Below are 19,808 nucleotides of genomic sequence, written 5' to 3'. Positions count from 1 at the left end.
CCGGAGACCTGTCATGAAATCCTGGCCTGAACTCGCCTGCGCCGGCGCGCTGGCCGCCGTGATCGGCCTCGCGGTCGCGATCCAGCCGACCGCGCAGTCCGCGACGTCCGCACCCACCGACGGCCGGGCAGGCAACAGTTTCGTCGTGCAGGGCGCACGCGTGTTCGATGGCGAGCGCGACCTGGGCGTGGCGACGGTGGTAGTGCGCGACGGCATGGTCGAGGCCGTCGTCGCCGATGCCGCAGTGCCGGAAGGCCTGACCGTGGTCGACGGCAGCGGCAAGACCCTGCTGCCCGGCCTGATCGATGCCCACGTGCATGCCTGGGGCGATGCGCAGCGCGACATGGCGCGCTTCGGCGTGACCTCCGCGCTCGACATGCACGGCGATGCCGCCCGCCTGCCCGGCCTGCGCGCACAGCGCGACGCGGCCACGCACGGCGACCGCGCCGACCTGTGGGCCGCCGGCTTCGCCATCACCGCACCCGGCGGCCACGGCACCCAGTACGGCTTCCCGGTGCCCACGGTGGACGCCGATACCGACATCGACGCCTTCATCGGCGAACGCGTCGACGAGGGCGCCGACTTCATCAAGCTGATCGTCGAGGACCTGAGCGCCTACGGCCTGCCGCAGCGGCTGCCGACGCTGTCGCCGGCGCAGGTCGCGCAGGTGGTGGCCGCAGCGCATGCGCGCGACCGGCGCGCGGTCGCGCACGTGGCCAAACTGGAGGATGCGCGCATGGCGATCGAGGCCGGCGCCGACGGCCTGGTGCACGTGTTCACCGACGCGGTCGCCGACGAGGCGTTCGTCGCCGCGATGCGCGAGCGCGGCGCCTTCGTGGTGCCGACGCTGTCCGTGGTCGCCTCGATGGCCGGCAGCGGCGAGGGCAAGGCGCTGGCCGAAGACGTGCGCCTGCGGACGCTGCTCGGCGCGCAGCAGACCGGCACCCTGGCGGCCGATTTCGGCCCGCCGAATCCGCAGCGGCTGCAGCGCGCGCTCGATAGCGTGCGCCTGCTGCACGCCGCCGGCGTCGACATCCTCACCGGCAGCGACGCACCCAATCCCGGCACCGCGCACGGCGCCAGCCTGCACCACGAGCTGTCGCTGCTGGTGCGCGCCGGGCTCACGCCGGCGCAGGCCCTGGCCGCTGCGACCTCGCTGCCGGCGAAACGCTTCGGGCTCGCGCAACGCGGACGCATCGCGCAGGGCATGCGCGCCGACCTGGTGCTGGTCGACGGCGATCCGCTGGACGACATCACGGCCACGCGCGCGATCGACGCGGTGTGGAAGAACGGCCATCGCGTCGCGCGCGAGCTCGACACCGTGGCCGCGCCGGCCGCCACCGCGCCACCCGACGACACCCTGGTCAGCGACTTCGACGGCGACGCGATCGAGGCGGCATTCGGCAGCTGGATGCCGACCACCGACCAGATGGCCGGCGGCGCATCGCAGGTCGGCCACGCCCTGGTCGAAGGCGGCGCCGAGGGTTCGCGCGGCGCGCTGCGCATCGGCGGCGAGATCAGGCCCGGTTTCGCCTATCCCTGGGCCGGGGTGATGTACTTCCCCGCCGCGCAGCCGATGCAACCGGTCGACCTGTCCGCGCGCAAGGAACTGGTGTTCCAGGTGCGCGGCGACGAGCGCACCTACAGCGCCATGCTGTTCTCCGGGGCGTCGATGCAGGGGATGCCGGCCGTGCAGACGTTCACCGCGGGACCGGAGTGGCGTGAAATCCGCCTGCCACTGTCCGCGTTCGCCGGCGGCGACCTGTCGCAGGTACGCGGCATCGCCTTCACCGCGGGCCAGCCGCAAGGCGCGTTCGAGTTCCGGATCGACCGGGTCGAACTGCGCTGACCCGGCGTGCCGGAAACCGGAGAAACCGGGATGAAAACCCGGGCTCAGAGTCGACTTTCCCCAATGATCATCGCTAGCCACGCGCACACGGGGAAAGTCGACTCTGACCTCGGTTTCCCCACCGTGCCATGATCCCGCATCGCATGCGCATCCTGCCGGAGGCCTCCCGGTGATCCGAAACGCACTGCAACGCTGGCTGGCGCCGCGACCGGGCTCGATCGCCGCGTTCGACCAGCGCATGGGGCGCTCGCCGTGGCTGTCCATGGTCCACGTGGTGTGGTCGGTCTGGGTGTTCCTGACGCCCGCGTTCTCCGGCGGCGCCTACGGCTACACCGCACTGTGGGCGTGGCTGACGGTGGTCTCGTTCCCGCTGTTCCTGTGGCTGTACGCGATGAGCGTGGTGCAGTCGCCACGCAAGGCCTACGCCTGCGCGCTGGCGATGGCGGCGCTGTGTTTCGCGCTGCTGCCCTGGTATCCCTCGGGGCTGAGCTACTTCGTGTTCGGCTGCGTGATGCTGCAGCCGCGGCGCGGGCACAACGTGCTCGGCTACCTGGCGCTGCTGGTGGTGCTCAACGCGCTGCTGCTGGGTTACGCACTGTCCATCGGCTATCCGTGGCAGGCGCTGGTGTGGATGCCGACGGTGACGGCGATCATCGGCGTGCTGGTGGTGTTCGAGCGGATCGGGCACGAGCGCGATGCCGCGCTGCGCCTGTCGCACGACGAGGTACGGCGCCTGGCCGCGCTCGCCGAACGCGAGCGCATCGGCCGCGACCTGCACGACCTGCTCGGGCACACGTTGTCGATGGTCGCACTCAAGTCCGACCTCGCCGGACGCCTGCTCGAGCGCGATCCCGACGCCGCGCGCGGCGAGATCGCCGAAGTCAGCCGGGTCGCGCGCGAGGCGCTTTCGCAGGTGCGGCGCGCGGTGAGCGGCATCCGCGCCGCGGGCATCGCCGCCGAACTCGCTTCGGCCAAGCTGCTGCTGGAAACCGACGGCATCGCCTTCGGCTACCGCTTCGAAGACGGCTTCGCCGACAGCGCGCTGCCGGCCGGGGTGGAGAGCGCGCTCGCGCTGACCGTGCGCGAGGCGGCGACCAACATCCAGCGCCACGCCCGCGCGCAGCGCGCGGAGGTCAGCTTCGGCACGGACGGGCCGGACGCGGTGCTGCGCATCGTCGACGATGGCCGCGGCGGCGCGATCGTGCCGGGCAACGGCCTGTCGGGCATGCGCGAACGCCTCGAAAGCGTGCGCGGGCGCCTGCGCGTCGGCGCCGGCGAGCGCGGCGGCACCCTGGTCGAGGCGCGCGTACCGCTGGCAGCCAACGACGAAACCCGACCACCCCCGTAGGAGCGCCTTCAGGCGCGATTGCCCTGCGTCGGAAACGAACCGGCGCCAGAAGACCGGGGTCAGAGTCGACTTTCCGCGTGCATGTGTCGGTAATGAAGATCTTCGAGGAAAGTCGACTCTGACCCCGGTTTTTGCCCAGCTTCATCGATCCCTGTTCGACCCGGCGCGACCCCGTGCCTGAGCACGACCTGCAAGTCGCGCCTGAAGGCGCTCCTACGGGGGGCCATCGGGGCGGGCGACCTGCTAACGTTCCGCGCATGCCGCCGGCCGCCACATCGCCATGATCCGCATCCTGCTCGCCGAGGACCAGGCGATGCTGCGCGGCGCGCTGTCGGCGCTGCTGGGGATGGAGGCCGACATCGAGGTGGTCGGCGCCGCCGCCGACGGCGAAAGCGCGTGGCGCGAACTGCAGCGGCTCGCGCCCGACATCCTGGTCACCGACATCGAGATGCCGGGGCTCACCGGGCTGGAGCTGGCGCAGCGCATCCAGCGCCATGAACTGCCGATCCGGGTGGTGATCGTCACCACGTTCGCGCGCGCCGGCTTCCTGCGCCGCGCGCTCGAGGCGGGCGTGTCCGGCTACCTGCTCAAGGACGCGCCGGCGGAACAACTGGCCGACGCGCTGCGCCAGGTGCACCGCGGCGGCCGCGCGATCGATCCGCAGCTGGCGCTGGAAGCCTGGGGCGAACCCGATCCGCTCAGCGACCGCGAGCGCCAGGCCCTGCGCCTGGCCGGCGAGGGCCTGTCCGCCGGCCAGATCGCGGCGCGGCTCAACCTCTCGCACGGCACCGTGCGCAACTACCTGTCCGAGGCGATCGGCAAGCTCGGTGTCGGCAACCGGATCGAGGCCTATCGTCTGGCCCGCGAGAAGGGGTGGCTGTAGCGCCAGGTTGCACTCTCGGCACCGGCCGATGCGAAGACTTGCAACGGACGGACCCGGGTGCGCTTCGCTTACCCGGGCTACGGATGCCTCGTGCGTAGCCCGGATAAGGCCGCAGGCCGCATCCGGGGATGCCGCGGACCCGGATTGCCGGTCCATGCGAAGGCGTCGATCGGAGGCGGACCCGGGTGCGCTTCGCTTACCCGGGCTACGGCCCGGCGACCGGCGGTTGGCACGATCGCGGCGGCCGCGCCTAGACTGCGGTCGTCCTTCCAAGCGGAAGCCGCCATGTCCACCCGCACCCGCCCGCCGCTGTTCTGGCTCGTCGCCATCCTCGCCGTGCTCTGGAACCTAGCCGGTGTCTACTCGTTCTACTACCACCTCGCCGCCACGCCCGCGACCGTGGCCACCTGGCCGGAGCAGCAGCAGACCATCTTCGCGGCGACGCCGCGCTGGCTGTTCGTGCCGTTCGCGATCGCGACCATCGGCGGCCTGGTCGGCTCGCTCGGCCTGCTGTGGCGCAGCCGATGGGCCGTGCCGGTGCTGGCGCTGTCGCTGCTGGCGATCGTCGTCCAGTTCGCCGGCAACTACCTGGCCACTCCGCTGTGGGAACTGACCGGCGTCCGCGGCGCGCTGTTTCCGATGTCGATTGCGCTGGTCGGGCTGTTCCTGTGGGGATACGCGCGGCACTGCGCGAAGCGCGGCTGGTTACGCTGACTGCGGCCGGCGCGATCGCGACCGCACCCTCCTGTCCAAGTGCGTAGCCCGGATAAGGCCAAAGGCCGCATCCGGTGAGACGACGCGAGCTCATGTCCACAGGAAAGCTTCGCCTGGCGTGGATTCCCGGGTGCGCTTCGCTTACCCGGGCTACGTGGTTGAGTCGGATTCGCATCAGGTGCGTAGCCCGGATAAGGCCAAAGGCCGCATCCGGGGAGCCGCGGATTCGAACGCCCGCTCACAAGAGGGCTTTGGCCCGGCGTGGATCCCGGGTGCGCTTCGCTTACCCGGGCTACGTGGTTGAATCGGGTTCGCGTCAGGGGCGTAGCCCGGATAAGGCCGCAGGCCGCATCCGGGGAGACGACGCGAGCCCATGTCCACAGGAAGGCTTCGCCTGGCGTGGATCCCGGGTGCGCTTCGCTTACCCGGGCTACGCGGCCGGTTGCGCTGAATCGCCTCAGGCGCTGCAGCGCGCCTTGAGCATCGCCCAGGCGGCGCGCAGCCCCAGGGCCTCGCCGCCTTTCGGGCGGCCGGCGCGGGCGCTGTCGTTCCAGGCGTACACGTCCAGGTGCGCCCAGGGCGTGCCCTCGGGCACGAAGCGCTCCAAGTACAGCGCGGCGGTCACCGCGCCGGCCATGCGCGAGCCGGCGTTGGCGATGTCGGCGATGTCGCTGGTCAGGTAGCGCAGGTAAGGCCGCCACAGCGGCATCCGCCACAGCGGGTCGCGCGCGCGTTCGCCGGCGGCGAGCCAGTCCCCGGCCAGCGCATCGTCGTTGGCGAACAGCGCCGGCAGGTCGGGGCCGAGCGCGATGCGCGCGGCGCCGGTCAGCGTGGCGAAATCCAGGATCAGGTCGGGCGCGAGTTCGCCGGCATGCGCCAGCGCGTCGCACAGCACCACGCGGCCTTCGGCATCGGTGTTGTCGATCTCCACGCTCACGCCCTTGCGCGTGGCCACCACCTCGCCCGGGCGGTAGGCATCGGGCCCGATCGCGTTCTCAACCGCCGGCACCAGCAGGGTCAGGCGCAGCGGCAGCGCGCGCGCCATCACCAGTTCGGCCAGGGCGATCGCGTGCGCGGCGCCGCCCATGTCCTTCTTCATGTGGCGCATGCCGTCGGCGGGCTTGATGTCGAGCCCGCCGGTGTCGAAGCACACGCCCTTGCCCACCAGCACCAGGTGCGGATGCGCGCCGCTGTCGCCGTCGAAGCCCCATTGCAGCTTCAACAGCCGCGGCGCGCGATGCGAGGCGCGGCCGACGGCATGGATCGCGGGGAAGTTCCGTTCCAGCAGCGCGTCGCCGACGATGCTTTCGAACGTGGCGCCGTGCCTGGTCGCGACCTCGCGCGCCACCGCTTCGAGCTGCTCCGGCCCCATGTCCTGGGTCGGGGTGTTCACCAGGTCGCGCACGCGGATGCAGGCGGCGAGCAGGTCGAGCGCTTCGGTATCCGGCCCCTCGAGCGCAAGCCGCGCGGGCGCGCGACCGCGCTCCTTGTAACGGGTGAACCGGTACGCGCCCAGCCCCCAGCCCAGTTGCAACGCCGCGGCTTCTGCCGCCGCGGGTGCCTGCGCCGGCGTCCAGTCGCCTTCCGGCAGCGCGCCCGGGGCATGCGCATACGAATACGGATCCAGCGGATCGCCGATGCCCAGGACCGCCGCGGCGATGCCGTCTTCGCCCGGCAGCAGCGCATGCGAGCCCGGCGCGGCGTCGAACTGCTGTGCCGCCAGCCAGGCGCGCGTCGCGCCGGGCTGCGACTCGAGCCACGCGCCGTATCCCGCCCTGTCGAGCACGTGCAGCGCACGCGCGCCGGTGGTGTCGGTCGAGAAGCCGGCGGGGAGCGGGGAAACGGTCATGGACAGGACTCCGGGATCGACGGGGCAGAAAAGGAGGTCGGACGCATCACGCCCATGGCGAGGCCTGCGCCAGGTGCGCGAGCACGCCTTCGCGCAGCAGCCAGGCGAACGCCGCGCAGTTCATCAGCACGGTGGTCCAGAACACGACCTGGAAGCTGCGCTTGCTCGACTTGTGGCGGAAGACCTGCTGCGCCAGCAGGCCGCCCGGCCAGCCGCCGGCCAGGTCGAGTGCGTGCAGCGTGCGTTCGGGCGTGCGCCTGCGCCCGCGTTCGGCGGCGAGCTTGTCGTGGCGGTAGGCCAGGAACGACACCAGCGCCAGCGCCGCATAGAACAGCGGTACCACGCCCGGCCAGGCGCCCAGCAACCAGCCGCCGGCGAGCACCGCCACGGCGGCCGCGGTGGCCAGCCGGCGCACGAAGCCGTAGCCGCGCGCATCGTTCCACTGTTCCAGGCGGCCGAGCTGCGGCATCCGATCAGTCCTGCGAGTCGAGCCAGTCGGCGAGGCCGGCCAGGCTGTCGAACACAAGGTCGGGACGCACGTCGTGGTGCGGCCACTCCGCCGGGGCGCCGGGATGGTCGTCGCGACGCAGCCAGCAGCTGCGCAGGCCCGCCAGCGCCGCGCCGCGCACGTCGGCATCGACGTGGTCGCCCACGTGCAGCACCAGACCGGGTTCGAGCCGCAGGCGTTCGCAGGCGGCGAGGAAGATGCTGGCTTCGGGCTTGGCCGCGCCGTGCTCGCGCGCATGCAGCTGGAACGCGAAGTGCCGATCGATGCCGCAGCGCGCGAGATCGGCATTGCCGTTGCTCAGCGCCACCACCGGCACCCGCGCGGCGATGCGTTCCAGCGCATCGAGCGCGTCGGGATAGAACTCCACGCGGTTGCGTTCGGCGTAGAAGGCTTCGTACGCGGCATCGAGCAGGGCAAGGTCGCCGCGGCTGTCGCGCAGCGCGATCTCGAGCGTGAGCCGCCGCAGCGCGCTCAGGTCGTGCGCCAGGTGCGGATGCTCGCGCCACACCCGCTCGCGCAACGCGCGCATCGCCTCGACCGGGAACATCGTCGCCGTCGCCGGGCTGTGTTCGCGCATCCAGTCATCGAGCACGCGCTCGATCCGCGCGCCGATCGGCGCGAACGGCCACAGGGTGTCGTCGAGGTCGAGGGTGATCGCGCGGACGGGGAAACTCACACCGCGTATTGTAGCCGCCGGCCCGCGGGGACGGGCCCACGAACGAAGCTGGAACCCATCGCCCCGGTGCTGGAAACCGGAACCTGCCATGCCGAGCGCATCGCGCCGGAAGCCGTCGTCCGGGCGCAGCAAACCGCGACCCTGTCATCCCGAGCACAGCGAGGGATCTGCCTTCCCGCGATCTTCGAGCAGATCCCTCGCTGCGCTCGGGATGACACTTTCGAACGAAGGGCAAATCCTCGCTGCGCTCGGGACGACACCTTCGAACGAAGGGCAACTCCTCGCTGTGCTCGGGACGACACCTTTTTTTGTAGACCGGGCGCCGCGCTCCGGGCCGCGGGCCGCCCTACTCCAGCAACCGCGCCCAGCCCTCCATGCCCTCGATCCGCGCCAGCACCAGCTTCACGCACACCAGCAGCGGCACCGCCAGCAGCAGGCCGACGATCCCCCACAGCCAGCCGAACAGCATCAGCGCCAGGATCAGCACCAGCGGCGACAGCGCCATCCGGCGGCCGAGCACGATCGGGGTGACGATCTGGCCCTCGATCGTGTGCAGCACCAGGTACGCCGCCGCCGGCATCAGCGACAGCCAGGACTCGTCGAAGGTGATGAACCCCACCAGCAGCATCGCCAGGATGCCGATCAGCGGGCCCACGTAGGGCGCGAAGTTGAGCAGCGCCACCATCGTGCCCCACAGCAGCGCCTCCGGCATCGGGATCTCCATCAGGTACAGCCCGGCCGCGAACAGCAGCCCGACCACGGTGTTGATCAGGCTGATGGTGAGCACGTAGCGCGAGACCTCGCGCTCGATCGACTGCAGGATCTCCACCGTGAACTTCTTCTGCTGCCGCCCCGGCAGCAGCGCGATCGCGTTGCGCTGCAGGTTTTCGCCGTAGACCATGAAGAAGAACGTGAGCAGCACCACCGCCAGCAGCGAAGCCAGCAGGCGCGGGGTCTCGGTGAGCTTGCGGTAGGGATCGTCGATCGCGGTGCGCACCAGCTGCGGTTGCCGGCCGGTCTCGCCGCCGGCGGCGCGCGCGAAGTTCTCGGCGGCCTTGTTGGCCTCGTGCACCGGCCGGGTCAGCTCGCGCAGCTTGGGCGCGAGCTGGCGCATCTCGCGCGGCGCCTGGCTGGCCCAGGCCATCGCCGAAGGCAGCATGTGGTAGGCCAGCGCCCCGGTCGCGGCGAGCCCGCCGCACAGCACCAGCAGCGCGGCGAGGATCCGCGGCAGCCACAGTCGCCGCAGCACCCGGATGATCGGGTTGCCCACCAGCGCGAAGAACATCGCCAGCAGCACCGGCAGCAGCAGTTGCTGCGCCGCCCACAGGGTGTAACCGACCGCGAGCGTGGCCAGCACCACCAGCGCGCTCGAGCCGCGCGGGCGCGCAGGCGTCGGCGCGGGCGCGTCGGGCGCGGGAAGCTCGGGCGTGGCGTCGTGGGCCATGGCGGACGGCGGCGGAACGGGACGCGATCATGCCATCGCGTCGGCGCACGACCCCGTGACGATGCCGGTGCGCCGGCGCACCGGCAGCGGCGCGGCGCCGCATCCGCCGCGACCCAGCGCCGGAGTGGCGCCGCCGAGCGCTGGGCGCGCTAGCGTTCGGACAGTTCGGTCGCAGCCTCGGCCGGCCGCGGCTCGCTCGACCACTGGGTGTCGGCGCGGCGGCGGCCGTCGGACACGGTTCGCGGCGACGCGTCGCCCGGCGTCGGCGCCGCGGCGCCCGCCACCGCCTCGACGTTGTCCGCGGCCTCGTCGGCCGCATCCGCGGCGTGTCCGGCATCCGCGGCCGCGACTTCCGCCGTCTCCGCCGCTTCCTTCGCCTTGAGCGTGGCCAGCAGGCCGGACACGGCGCTGGCCAGCTGGATCCAGCGCGTGGGCGAGACCGCGCCCATCTTCTTCAATGGCCGCGCCCGCCCGAACAGGAAGCCGCCGGCCAGGCCGATCGCGACGATCCGGCCCGGTGTCCAGCTTTCGCGCCAGATGGTCTTGAGCACGCGCCAGTTGGTCTGCGCGCGCAGATGCCGCGTCTCCAGGCGCCGCTCGGCCATCATTACTTCGTCGCGCAGGCGTTCGAACCGCATCAGGAAGCTCCCGGGGGGATGCCTGCGGGGCGGGCGCCACGGGCCGCAGCGGCTTCGGCCGCGGACTTCGCGGCACGCGCGGCGGCGGCTTCGGCCGAGGCCATGGCGTCGACGTCGGGCGGCGGATCGTCGTCATCGTCGTCCGCGCTGCCGTCCTCGTCGAACAGCCCCAGCCGGGTCAGCTGCCGGCGGGTGGCGTGCATGCCGGTGTAGTCGAAGTAGCGCGATACCCGCCATGCCGAGAACACCGCGGCCACGACGCTCACCAGCGCCGCCACCGACAGCGAGAGCAACCACGACATCCCGTTGCGCTGCATCAGCGCGATCAGGGTCGCGGTGAGCAGCAGCCAGGCCGAGGCGCCGAACACGGTGGCCGCGCCGGCCCAGGCCAGGCCGCGGCCGAAGGCGCTGCGCGCCAGCGCGAAGTCGGCCGCGATCAGCCGGCGCAGTGCGCGGCCGGTGCCGCGGGTGGCGTCGAAGGCCTCACGGCGCGCGCTGTTGAGCGCGCGCAGACTCTCGTCGATGCCCGGCGCCTGCGCGTGGTCCGCGTCGGGCCGTGCGCTGTCGCTGCTGGCTGGGTCCCCGGTCACGTCGTGGGGCGCTTACTTCTCTCCGCCGCTGCGGGCGAGCTTGGCGATGATCCAGCCGGCGGCGAAGGCGACGCCGAACGAGGCGATCGGGCGCTCGCGGATCAGGTCGGCGGCGCTGTCGATCAGGTCGCGGCCCTTGTCCATCAGCTGGTCGACCTGCTCGCGCGCCGCGCCGCCGCCCTCTTCCAGCGCGGCGATGCCGGCCAGCGCGGAGTCGGCCAGGTCGGCCTTGACCGCGGCGCGGCCCATGCGCAGTTCGTCGCCGGCGACGCCCGCGGCATTCTTGATCGCGCTGCCGGCGTCGGCGGCCGCGTTCTTGAGGTGGGCTCCGGCTTCGCCGAGGTTGGTCTTCATCGCATCAGTCGAGTTGGGGCTCATCGTCGTCTCCTGGGAAGGGCGCGGGGTGGCGGGTCTGGGGTGTGTGGCGCGGAACGTCCGGAGGTCCCGGTCACTCCATCATCAGGTTTCCGACGCGTCCACCGCGTGAAATCCGCAGCACCAGCTGGCGCGTGCCGTCGGACAAGGTATCGCGGAACCCCGCCAGGTCGCGGAATTCGCCGCTGTTGGCGGCGAAGATGTAGTCGCCCTCGCGCAGGCCGTTGCGGAACGCGCGGCTGCCTGGCTCGATCTTCTCCACCAACACGCCGCGCGCGTTCGGGTTCTGCCGGCGCACCGCCTCGGGCAGGTCGGCCAGGGTCGCGCCGGCCAGGCGTTCGTCGTAGCTGGCGCCGTCGCGCGGCTGCGCGCGCAGGCGCGCGGTCACCTTCACCGGCGCGCCGTCGCGCAGCACCTCCAGCACCACCGGCGTGTCCAGCGGCTGCAGGCCCTGGAAATTGCGCAGCGACACCGGATCGTCCATGCGCTGGCCGCCCGCCGACACGATCACGTCGCCGGTGCGCAGCCCCGCCGCGGCCGCCGCGGAGTCGCCGTGCACGCGCGTGACCACCACCCCGCGCGGCTCGTCCAGTCCCAGCGCAGCGGCCAGGCGCGCGTCCACCGCCTGGGTATCGATGCCCAGCGTGCCGCGGCGCACCGTGCCGGTGCTGGCCAGCTGCTGCATCACCCCGCGCGCCAGTTCCACCGGGATCGCGAAGCCCAGGCCGATGTTGCCGGCCATGCTGCCGCGCGGGTTGAAGCTGGCGGTGTTGATGCCCACCAGCTCGCCGCGCAGGTTGACCAGCGCGCCGCCGGAATTGCCCGGGTTGATCGAGGCATCGGTCTGGATGAAGTTCTGGAAGCCCACGCCCGGCACGTTGCTGCGGCCGACCGCCGAGACGATGCCCGAGGTGACCGTCTGGCCGACGCCGAAGGGATTGCCCACCGCCACCACGAAGTCGCCGACCTCCAGCCGCGCATCGGCCGCCAGCGGGATCGCGACCAGGTCGCGGGTCTCGATCCGCATCAGCGCCACGTCGGTATCCGGGTCGGAGCCGATGAACTCGGCCTCCAGCGTGCGCCCGTCGGCCAGGGTCACCGAGACCTCGTCGGCGTTCTCGATCACGTGGTGGTTGGTGAGCACGTAGCCGTTGCCGGCATCGACGATCACCCCCGAACCGAGCGAACGCGCGATCCGCTCCTGCGACAGCTCCGGGAACATGCGGCGGAAGAACGGATCGTTGCCGAACGGGCTCACCTGGCGGCGCTGCGCCGCCTGCACGCTCACCACCGAGGGCGTCACCCGCCTGAGCATCGGCGCCAGCGAAGGCAGCGCCTGGCCGTCGACCGTGGTCGGCAGCGCGGCGACCGTCGGCACCGGCAACGCCGGCGCGGCCGGTTCCGCGGCCTGGGCGGGCGACTGCATGGCATCGCGGATGGCGGTGGCGGCGAAACCGCCGAACGCGGCGGCGGCGGCAAGGACGAGCAGGGTCGGGGCTGGGCGCATGGTCGCGGGTCGCGGCGGTGGCAATGGCGGACAGAGGGGCAAGATGGGCGCGGCACGCGGTCGCGGCAACCCCCGGCCGCGCATTCGCCACGCCGCACTGCGTCAAGAACGGACCCGGAAGTGTCGGCCGCAGCGCCTCCATCCAGCCTGAACGGGCACTTTCGCGCGGCCGCGGCCACGGGTCGCGATTTTTGCCCCGGCAACGCCCGATAGCGGTTGACTTCGCAAAACGGCGGGCGTAGCGTTGCCCCGCCCGCCACAAGATGTTGGGGTCATGCCTTCAGACCAAGCCCAAGAGATAGGGTTTTGGCCTAAAATGGCAGGCCCGGCAGCCGAGGCGACAGGGGGACGCGCAGACCACACCACGGCGCTGGAGACCGGCACCTCGCACAGTTCCCAGCGGAAGCGCGCACGCGCGACCGCGATTTTCCCGTCGCCCGCTCCGGCACGCCCGGTGCGGACGACATCGACAAGAACAACAGGCCGGGGCACGCACCCTGGCCGGCACAAGGAGAAGACAGACGCATGAGCACGGTTCGTCTGGAAGCAGTCAAGACGCCCGCCCAACGGGAGATCCCGATGCAGCCCGCATCGCAGGACATCTGGGACAAGAAGTACCGGCTCAAGACCAAGCACGGTGCGCCGGTGGATGCCGACATCGACGGCACCTACCAGCGCGTGGCGAAGGCGCTGGCCGAGGCCGAGGCCACCCCGGAGAAGCAGAAGTACTGGAACGAGCGTTTCCTGTGGGCGCTGCGCCGCGGGGCGATCCCCGCCGGCCGCATCACCTCCAACGCCGGCGCGCTCGAGCACAAGCCCGCCACCAGCACCATCAACTGCACCGTCAGCGGCACCATCACCGACTCGATGGACGGCATCCTGGACAAGGTCCACGAGGCCGGCCTGACGCTCAAGGCCGGCTGCGGCATCGGCTACGAATTCAGCACGCTGCGCCCGCGCGGCGCGTTCGTCGCGGGCGCCGGCGCGTACACGTCGGGCCCGATGTCCTTCATGGATATCTACGACAAGATGTGTTTCACCGTCTCCTCCGCCGGCGGCCGCCGCGGCGCGCAGATGGGCACCTTCGACGTCTCCCACCCCGACGTGCGCGACTTCATCCGCGCCAAGCGCGAGGACGGGCGCCTGCGCCAGTTCAACCTGTCGCTGCTGATCACCGACGGCTTCATGGACGCGGTGGACACCGACGCCGACTGGCCGCTGGTGTTCCCGATCAGCGACAAGGAAGCCGGCGACATCGACCTGGCCGACGCCGACAAGGTGGTCTGGCGCGACTGGCCCCACAGCGACGGCTACATCGCCCGCGACGACGGCATGGTCGCCTGCAAGGTCTACGGCCACATCAAGGCCCGGCACCTGTGGGACATGATCATGGTGTCCACCTACGACTACGCCGAGCCGGGCTTCATCCTGATCGACAAAGTCAACGAGATGAACAACAACTGGTGGTGCGAGAACATCCGCGCCACCAACCCCTGCGGCGAACAGCCGCTGCCGGCCTACGGCGCCTGCCTGCTGGGCTCGGTCAACCTCACCAAGTTCGTGCGCGACCCGTTCACCGACCAGGCCAGCTTCGACTGGGAGGAATACAAGGAAGTCGTGCGCGTGTTCACCCGCATGCTCGACAACGTGGTCGAGGTCAACGGCCTGCCGCTGCCGCAGCAGCAGGCCGAGATCGTGCGCAAGCGCCGCCACGGCATGGGCTTCCTGGGCCTGGGCAGCACCGTGACCATGCTCAAGATGAAGTACGGCTCGGCGCCCAGCTGCGAGTTCACCGCCCGGATCGCCCGCGAGATGGCGGTCGCCGGCTGGGAAACCGGCCTCACCCTGGCCCAGGAAAAGGGCCCGGCGCCGATCATGGACGAGCAGTTCGAGGTCACCGCCGCGATGCTGCGCAAGCGCCCGGAGATGGCCGCCGACGGCTGGCGCGTGGGCCAGAAGATCGAGGGCAAGGTGCTGCACGCGCGCTACAGCCGCTACATGCAGAAGATCGCCACGGTCGCCCCGGAACTGGTCGAACAGCTGGCCGAGACCGGCGCGCGCTTCACCCACCACAGCTCGATCGCGCCCACCGGCACCATCTCGCTGAGTCTGGCCAACAACGCCTCCAACGGCATCGAGCCCTCGTTCGCGCACCACTACAGCCGCAACGTGATCCGCGAAGGCCGCAAGACCAAGGAGAAGGTGGACGTCTGGTCGTACGAGTTGCTGGCCTACAGAGAACTGGTGAACCCCAAGGCGATGCCGTTCTCGGAAGCGCCCGACGCGCAGCTGCCCGACTACTTCATCTCCGCCGACGACATCAGCCCGAAGGAACACGTCGACGTCCAGGCCGCGGCCCAGGCGTGGGTGGACTCGTCCATCTCCAAGACCGCCAACGTCCCGACCGACTACCCCTACGAAGACTTCAAGGACATCTACCGCTACGCCTACCAGCAGGGCCTGAAGGGGTGCACCACGTTCCGCTTCAACCCGGCCGCCTTCCAGGGCGTGCTGGTCAAGGAGACGGACCTGGCCAACACCACCTATCGCTTCGAGCTGGAGGACGGCAGCGTCATCGAGGTCCAGGGCAACGAACAGATCGAATACGACGGCGAGACCCACTCCGCCGCCAACCTGTTCGACGCGCTGAAAGAAGGCTATTACGGAAAATTCTAGGCGCGTGCCGTCCCGGCATCCGTCCCCCGGAACCGATGCGACGCGCCCCTTCCGTTCCCCCTCTCCCGCTTGCGGGTGAGGGTCGGGGCGAGGGCAGCCCTCGCGGTATTGCTTGCGTGGCGCGCACTTCGCGCTACATTTCGCCCACGGGCCCTTTGCCCGTAACCCGATCACCGTAAAAAAAGCAAACTGACGAGGACACACCATGAGCAACGGCAACGGGGTCGCGGAGACCCTGACCCACGCCGCCGAAACCGTCGCCGAGACGGCCAAGGACATCGGCAAGAAGGTCGCGAAGAAAGCCAGCAGTGCAGTGAAGACGGCGAAGAAGACCGCGGCCAAGGCCGAGAAGGCCGTCGCCAAGACCGCCGGCAAGGCGAGGAAGGCGGTCTCCAGCCGCGTCGCCGCGGCGAAGAAGTCGCTGGCCAGCGCCAGCAGTTCCGGCAAGGCGGAAGTCGCCGCGCTGAAGGCCAAGGGCAAGAAGACCGCCAAGAAGGCCGCGCCGAAGAAGAAGGCCGCCGCGAAGAAGGCCCCGGCCAGGAAGGCTGCGGCGAAGAAGGCCCCGGCCCGCAAGTCCCCGGCAAAGAAGGCGCCGGCGAAGAAGGCCGCGAAGAAGGCTCCGGCCAAGGCCGCGGTGAAGAAGGCGGCGAAGAAGACCGCACGCAAGGCGCCCGCCAAGAAGGCGCCCGCCCGGAAAGCCGCGAAGAAGAAGTAAGGCAGTACCCGTCGCCGCGCCCCCGGGCGCGGCGGCGTCACCCGCAGGGAGGAGGTTCCCATGGCATCGTTGAAGAAGGCAGTCGCCCGCGTGAAGAAGGCCGTCGCCAAGGCGGTCCGCAAGGCCACCCCGAAGAAGGCCGCGCGCAAATCCACCGCCAAGAAGGCCGCAACGAAGAAGAGGGCCACCACGAAGAAGACCGCACGCAAGACGCCCGCCCGCAAGGCCGCGAAGAAGTCCACGGCGAAGAAGGCCACCCGCAAGGCGCCGGCCCGGAAGACCGCGAAGAAGGGCGCCAAGAAGGTCGCCCGCAAGGCCTCGGTGAAAAAGGCCGCGAAGAAGCTCGCCCGCAAGGCACCGGCGAAGAAGGCGGCGAAGAAGGCCACCCGCAAGGCGCCCGCGAAGAAGGCGACCCGCAAGGCCCCCGCCAGGAAGACCGCGAAGAAGGCCGCCAAGAAGTCCCGCCGCACCGTGATGCGCTCCTCGACCGGCAAGAAGCTCTACGCCGTGCGTGCCGCCGACGGCAGCTTCAAGGACATCCAGACCTACCAGCGCGCCCACGCCGCCGACCTGCGCAAGACCGGCACCAAGTCGGACAAGTAACCCACCCGCCCTACCCCCTCGCCGCTCCGCGAGAGGGCCGTCTTCCCCCCTCTCCGCTCCGCGCGAGAGGGCCATCCTTTCCCCCTCACCCGCTCGCGGGAGAGGGCCGGGGTGAGGGCCAGCCCCTCCCCGCACCTCCCCGACACCAGCACCACGCACCACCAGGACCCACGCAATGGCCGTCAAGATCGACAAGAAAATCACCGGATACGCCGTCGTCACCCCCGAGGACAAGGAGAAGGCCGTCGCCGGCGCCTCCGTCCCGCGCGAGCAGGTGGAGGCCGAGCTGCCCAAGACCGCCGACGTGATCCACATGCACGAGCGCATCGAGCGCCCCGAGGTGCTGATCGGCAGCACCTACAAGATCAAGTCGCCGCTGGTGGAACACGCCATGTACGTGACCATCAACGACATCGTGCTCAACGCCGGCAACGAGCACGAGCACCGCCGCCCGTTCGAGATCTTCATCAACTCCAAGTCGATGGAGCACTTCCAGTGGATCGTCGCGCTCACGCGCATCATGAGCGCCGTGTTCCGCAAGGGCGGCGACGTGACCTTCCTGGTGGAAGAGATGAAGGCCGTGTTCGACCCCAAGGGCGGCTACTTCAAGGCCGGCGGCGTGTACATGCCCAGCCTGGTGGCCGAACTGGGCAGCATCGTCGAGGACCACCTCAAGTCGATCGGCATGCTGCACGACCCCGAGATGAGCGCCGCGCAGAAGGCCCTGATCGCCGAGAAGCGCCGCGCGTACGAACAGCAGTCAAAAAAAAACTCTGACGTAGACGCCACCCCCGAAGACCCCGGCTACCCCGAGCCCGTCGGCGACATCGAAGTCACCGGCGATGGCGCCTCGTTCCCGCCCTCCGCCAGCATGTGCCACAAATGCAGCACCAAGGCGCTGGTGCTGATGGACGGGTGTGCGACTTGTTTGAATTGTGGGTATAGCAAGTGCGGGTGATTCTACGAGGCCGCTGATGTCGCTGATGGATGCAATAAGTATTGCAAGTGCAGTTCTCACTCTAATTGGCGTAGTGATTGCCATTGTCGAGGCAAGGCGCGCGCGAATTGCATCCGTTGGAGCGAAACAAGCTGCAGAGGCGGCGAGAGAAGCAAGCCTACGATCAGCGGCAGTACTGGACCTCAACAGCACAATAAAGGCACTTAGTGAAATCAAGAGCCTACACCGCGCAGGGGTTCTCGACGTTCTGCCCGCACGCTACGAGGCTCTACGGCACAGTGTCACGTCTCTTCGGCAAATGAAACTCTTGGCAGAACCCCATATTCAAAAGTCAATGCAATCATTGGTCAGTCGGCTTGCGGGCATCGAGCGGTTAATTGATCAAGGTGTCTCCGTAGACATTTTTCTCGCGCAGGTGCCCAAACTAAACTCGCAAATCACTAGATCAATGGATGATATGCATGCTGTTCTAGTGAACATTGCACATAGCGAGGTGAAAAATGACTGACAAGAGGCTAGAAAAGCTGGTTCTGCTACTTGCTGAGAAGACAGACGCCGGTGAACTTCCCTGGGAAGAATCGGAAGTCAGCAACGCATTCCACGTCTCATTCACACACGGCACCGCACGCATAGAAGTGCGTGATAGTAGACAGTTTGCCGGCGATCAAGAGTTTATTCTAAAAATAATCAACTCGAGCGGGGCAGAAGTCGAAAGAATTAGTGATGAGTCATCTGATGTTGAGGGTGCCTATGCACTGATGAAGAAAACTTACGAGGGGGCGCGACGCAAGGCTATGCAAGTCGACATAGCAATCGATTCAATGATTGATGATCTCGAATCTGGAATTTTTTGATCGAACCTCATTGAAAACGTCACACCCGCTACTCGAAGAACGGGTTAGATTCACTTTTTTGACGCATGAGCATTAGCTAGAGCGCACAGATGGCACCTCGATTCGGAAAGTGCCACATCTGCGGACAGTATGGCCCCTTGTCTTTCGAGCACATCCCGCCCGAGTCCGCGTTCAATTCGAACCGCCTCTTCGTAGCTAGACTCGACCACCACATTCAATCTGGTCTAGCGGTTGATGAGTTTGGGAAGGGTAGGAAGAAGCAGAGAAATGGAGCAGAGAAATGGTGTCAGAGAAATGGTGTCAGGGACATTTCCGAAACCGAGACGAGCACTCGCGGTCGCATCGCCACCTCTCCGAGCTGTGGTCCGTCTGCGCCGCCTAAGATCTTTGTTCACTAGACGACGGGGAGCGCCCGCGATATCCGGGAGAAAGGGGCCAGGTGTACTTATCGAGGAGCGGGGGAGAACGGGCGAGGCAAGAACGGCGCCACTCCAACCTGTCCCACGTCGTTTCCGAAAATGGCGAAAATGGTGTCAGGGACATTTTCTCCGGCACGTCGCTTGATCTTTTAGCACCCCCGGCCAGACATTGTCCCTGGTACTTTTCTCACGGAGCATGGTTTCAGACGTTTCCCTTGACGGAAGAAGGGTGACACTCCCGCCAGAGCGCTGGAGTAGATGATGTCGACGTACGAAAAGAGCGTGCCGATCGTTAAGCCATCGGCCTAGACGAAGGAATACTGGGCATGCGCACGGAGTCTGACCTCGTAAAACTTGTGAATGCCTCCGGTTTTCCTCTCCAACTCGCCGTAGAGCGAGAGGTCGGGCGTGCGCCAGGCTGGAGAATCCAGCATAGGGAGCATGCTTGGACCAAGGGAACGACTTCCGGATTTGCAGACCTGATCGCTGAGAACGACCACAACACAGTCGCCATTTTCGAATGCAAAAGAGTCCGCGAAAGCGACTGGGTGTTCATCGTTCCAGAGAACAGCTCACAAGTCCTCGATAGCCGCATCTACGTCATCTACACCGAGAGCCCGATGCGATCTTTCACGGGCTTCTTTGACGCCAGGACTGGCCCGGAAGGTTACGAGGCAGATTACTGCGTGATGGTCGGCGACGACGCGAAATCGCGACCACTTCTCGAACGCACTGCCGCCGAGGTGACCATCGCATCGGAAGCCATCGCATTGGAGGAATTCAAGCACCGCCTGCAGCCGACCGGATACGGGTATAGGTCTTACATCCCCGTGATCGTCACCACCGCCCGCCTGAGCGTGTGCGCCGTCGACGAGGAGGCGATAGATCTCTCGGCCGGCGAAATAGGCCCAAGCCACGCATCTATCAAGGAAGTTCCATGGGTGCGTTTCCGAAAGCAGTTCACCGACGATATTGCCGTAACGACTAAGGACATCGCTTGGGATGCTCGCGCCATTTCAAAGGCAAAAGAGAAGGTGGTCTACGTGGTCAACTCGATCCACTTGAAAACCTTCCTATGCGACTGGAAGGTGTATGGCGCAGACGTGCGAAGGGTCACTTCCATGCTTCCCCGGAACAAAGGGGACGGAGTTAATTGACCTGCTCTAGCTTCACGAACCAGAAATGGTGTCAGGGACAATTTG

At 68.5% G+C, this 19,808-nt stretch carries 18 protein-coding genes and 1 pseudogene; 11 read left to right on the top strand and 8 right to left on the bottom strand.

All coding sequences use genetic code 11. The annotated features are described in order from the left end of the window. The first annotated feature begins 13 nt into the window (after positions 1-13). The 4 genes from JMO03_RS10535 (at position 14) to JMO03_RS10520 (ending at position 4,794) form a co-directional block, all read left to right on the top strand. On the top strand, positions 14-1,849 hold the full coding sequence (locus JMO03_RS10535) for a CIA30 family protein (RefSeq protein WP_202843142.1): 1,836 nt from the start codon (positions 14-16) through the stop codon (positions 1,847-1,849). 172 nt (positions 1,850-2,021) lie between these two features. Continuing rightward, positions 2,022-3,197 carry a sensor histidine kinase gene (locus JMO03_RS21515; protein ID WP_425491830.1) on the top strand — a complete coding sequence of 392 codons (1,176 nt, stop codon included), beginning with the start codon at positions 2,022-2,024 and terminating at the stop codon, positions 3,195-3,197. Between the two features lie 280 nt (positions 3,198-3,477). Continuing rightward, positions 3,478-4,080, top strand: a complete 603-nt coding sequence (locus tag JMO03_RS10525) for a response regulator transcription factor (protein WP_149103588.1) — start codon at positions 3,478-3,480, stop codon at positions 4,078-4,080. Between the two features lie 285 nt (positions 4,081-4,365). Then, positions 4,366-4,794 (top strand): hypothetical protein, encoded by a 429-nt coding sequence (locus JMO03_RS10520; protein WP_202843138.1) that lies wholly within the window; start codon positions 4,366-4,368, stop codon positions 4,792-4,794. 457 nt (positions 4,795-5,251) lie between these two features. On the opposite strand, the gene JMO03_RS10515 is transcribed toward JMO03_RS10520, so the two are convergent. The 8 genes and pseudogenes from JMO03_RS10515 to JMO03_RS10480 form a co-directional block, all read right to left on the bottom strand. Beyond that, complete coding sequence (locus JMO03_RS10515) at positions 5,252-6,643, bottom strand: leucyl aminopeptidase family protein (RefSeq protein ID WP_202843136.1); 1,392 nt, start codon at positions 6,641-6,643, stop codon at positions 5,252-5,254. A 46-nt stretch (positions 6,644-6,689) separates the two neighbouring features. Beyond that, positions 6,690-7,112, bottom strand: coding sequence for a DUF1294 domain-containing protein (locus tag JMO03_RS10510; RefSeq protein WP_202843133.1), 423 nt, complete (start codon positions 7,110-7,112; stop codon positions 6,690-6,692). Between the two features lie 4 nt (positions 7,113-7,116). Next, positions 7,117-7,827, bottom strand: coding sequence for an HAD-IA family hydrolase (locus tag JMO03_RS10505; RefSeq protein ID WP_202843132.1), 711 nt, complete (start codon positions 7,825-7,827; stop codon positions 7,117-7,119). A gap of 346 nt (positions 7,828-8,173) precedes the next feature. Beyond that, entirely contained in the window at positions 8,174-9,271 is a 1,098-nt protein-coding gene (locus JMO03_RS10500; RefSeq protein ID WP_202843130.1) for an AI-2E family transporter, read from the bottom strand. A 149-nt stretch (positions 9,272-9,420) separates the two neighbouring features. Beyond that, positions 9,421-9,909 (bottom strand): protein sip-5, encoded by a 489-nt coding sequence (locus JMO03_RS10495; protein ID WP_202843128.1) that lies wholly within the window; start codon positions 9,907-9,909, stop codon positions 9,421-9,423. 134 nt (positions 9,910-10,043) lie between these two features. Continuing rightward, a pseudogene (locus JMO03_RS21130) lies at positions 10,044-10,499 on the bottom strand (phage holin family protein); the annotation flags it as partial. Positions 10,500-10,511: 12 nt separating this feature from the next. After that, complete coding sequence (locus JMO03_RS10485) at positions 10,512-10,877, bottom strand: hypothetical protein (RefSeq protein ID WP_202843124.1); 366 nt, start codon at positions 10,875-10,877, stop codon at positions 10,512-10,514. 70 nt (positions 10,878-10,947) lie between these two features. Next, a complete protein-coding gene (locus JMO03_RS10480) occupies positions 10,948-12,381 on the bottom strand; it encodes a Do family serine endopeptidase (RefSeq protein ID WP_202843121.1) in 1,434 nt (477 codons plus the stop codon). Positions 12,382-12,906: 525 nt separating this feature from the next. On the opposite strand from JMO03_RS10480, the gene JMO03_RS10475 reads away from it, so the two are divergent. The 7 genes from JMO03_RS10475 to JMO03_RS10445 all read left to right on the top strand — a co-directional run bounded on the left by JMO03_RS10475 (position 12,907) and on the right by JMO03_RS10445 (position 19,763). Beyond that, a complete protein-coding gene (locus tag JMO03_RS10475; RefSeq protein ID WP_202843119.1) occupies positions 12,907-15,057 on the top strand; it encodes an adenosylcobalamin-dependent ribonucleoside-diphosphate reductase in 2,151 nt (716 codons plus the stop codon). 205 nt (positions 15,058-15,262) lie between these two features. Continuing rightward, positions 15,263-15,772, top strand: coding sequence for a hypothetical protein (locus JMO03_RS10470; protein ID WP_202843116.1), 510 nt, complete (start codon positions 15,263-15,265; stop codon positions 15,770-15,772). A 60-nt stretch (positions 15,773-15,832) separates the two neighbouring features. Next, positions 15,833-16,375, top strand: coding sequence for a hypothetical protein (locus JMO03_RS10465; protein WP_202843114.1), 543 nt, complete (start codon positions 15,833-15,835; stop codon positions 16,373-16,375). Between the two features lie 175 nt (positions 16,376-16,550). Further along, on the top strand, positions 16,551-17,333 hold the full coding sequence (locus JMO03_RS10460) for a TSCPD domain-containing protein (protein ID WP_202843112.1): 783 nt from the start codon (positions 16,551-16,553) through the stop codon (positions 17,331-17,333). 16 nt (positions 17,334-17,349) lie between these two features. Further along, on the top strand, positions 17,350-17,841 hold the full coding sequence (locus JMO03_RS10455) for a hypothetical protein (protein WP_202843110.1): 492 nt from the start codon (positions 17,350-17,352) through the stop codon (positions 17,839-17,841). Next, positions 17,834-18,187 carry a hypothetical protein gene (locus JMO03_RS10450; protein WP_202843108.1) on the top strand — a complete coding sequence of 118 codons (354 nt, stop codon included), beginning with the start codon at positions 17,834-17,836 and terminating at the stop codon, positions 18,185-18,187. Before JMO03_RS10455 ends, JMO03_RS10450 begins: the two co-directional genes overlap by 8 nt. A 745-nt stretch (positions 18,188-18,932) precedes the next feature. Beyond that, a complete protein-coding gene (locus JMO03_RS10445; RefSeq protein WP_202843107.1) occupies positions 18,933-19,763 on the top strand; it encodes a hypothetical protein in 831 nt (276 codons plus the stop codon). Positions 19,764-19,808: the final 45 nt, after the last annotated feature.

The organism is Luteimonas saliphila (genome assembly GCF_016774335.1).
Lineage (GTDB): Bacteria > Pseudomonadota > Gammaproteobacteria > Xanthomonadales > Xanthomonadaceae > Luteimonas > Luteimonas saliphila.
Note: the sequence above shows the minus strand (reverse complement) of the source record. Positions and strands in the feature narration are given on the sequence as shown.

What these genes read in the sequence shown, in the direction of transcription:
- JMO03_RS10535 (WP_202843142.1), top strand. Translation starts at nt 14, where the DNA reads ATGAAATCCTGGCCTGAACTCGCCTGCGCCGGCGCGCTGGCCGCCGTG.
- JMO03_RS10525 (WP_149103588.1), top strand. Translation starts at nt 3,478, where the DNA reads ATGATCCGCATCCTGCTCGCCGAGGACCAGGCGATGCTGCGCGGCGCG.
- JMO03_RS10520 (WP_202843138.1), top strand. Translation starts at nt 4,366, where the DNA reads ATGTCCACCCGCACCCGCCCGCCGCTGTTCTGGCTCGTCGCCATCCTC.
- JMO03_RS10515 (WP_202843136.1), bottom strand. Translation starts at nt 6,643, where the DNA reads ATGACCGTTTCCCCGCTCCCCGCCGGCTTCTCGACCGACACCACCGGC.
- JMO03_RS10510 (WP_202843133.1), bottom strand. Translation starts at nt 7,112, where the DNA reads ATGCCGCAGCTCGGCCGCCTGGAACAGTGGAACGATGCGCGCGGCTAC.
- JMO03_RS10500 (WP_202843130.1), bottom strand. Translation starts at nt 9,271, where the DNA reads ATGGCCCACGACGCCACGCCCGAGCTTCCCGCGCCCGACGCGCCCGCG.
- JMO03_RS10495 (WP_202843128.1), bottom strand. Translation starts at nt 9,909, where the DNA reads ATGCGGTTCGAACGCCTGCGCGACGAAGTAATGATGGCCGAGCGGCGC.
- JMO03_RS10485 (WP_202843124.1), bottom strand. Translation starts at nt 10,877, where the DNA reads ATGAGCCCCAACTCGACTGATGCGATGAAGACCAACCTCGGCGAAGCC.
- JMO03_RS10480 (WP_202843121.1), bottom strand. Translation starts at nt 12,381, where the DNA reads ATGCGCCCAGCCCCGACCCTGCTCGTCCTTGCCGCCGCCGCCGCGTTC.
- JMO03_RS10475 (WP_202843119.1), top strand. Translation starts at nt 12,907, where the DNA reads ATGAGCACGGTTCGTCTGGAAGCAGTCAAGACGCCCGCCCAACGGGAG.
- JMO03_RS10470 (WP_202843116.1), top strand. Translation starts at nt 15,263, where the DNA reads ATGAGCAACGGCAACGGGGTCGCGGAGACCCTGACCCACGCCGCCGAA.
- JMO03_RS10465 (WP_202843114.1), top strand. Translation starts at nt 15,833, where the DNA reads ATGGCATCGTTGAAGAAGGCAGTCGCCCGCGTGAAGAAGGCCGTCGCC.
- JMO03_RS10460 (WP_202843112.1), top strand. Translation starts at nt 16,551, where the DNA reads ATGGCCGTCAAGATCGACAAGAAAATCACCGGATACGCCGTCGTCACC.
- JMO03_RS10455 (WP_202843110.1), top strand. Translation starts at nt 17,350, where the DNA reads ATGTCGCTGATGGATGCAATAAGTATTGCAAGTGCAGTTCTCACTCTA.
- JMO03_RS10450 (WP_202843108.1), top strand. Translation starts at nt 17,834, where the DNA reads ATGACTGACAAGAGGCTAGAAAAGCTGGTTCTGCTACTTGCTGAGAAG.
- JMO03_RS10445 (WP_202843107.1), top strand. Translation starts at nt 18,933, where the DNA reads ATGCGCACGGAGTCTGACCTCGTAAAACTTGTGAATGCCTCCGGTTTT.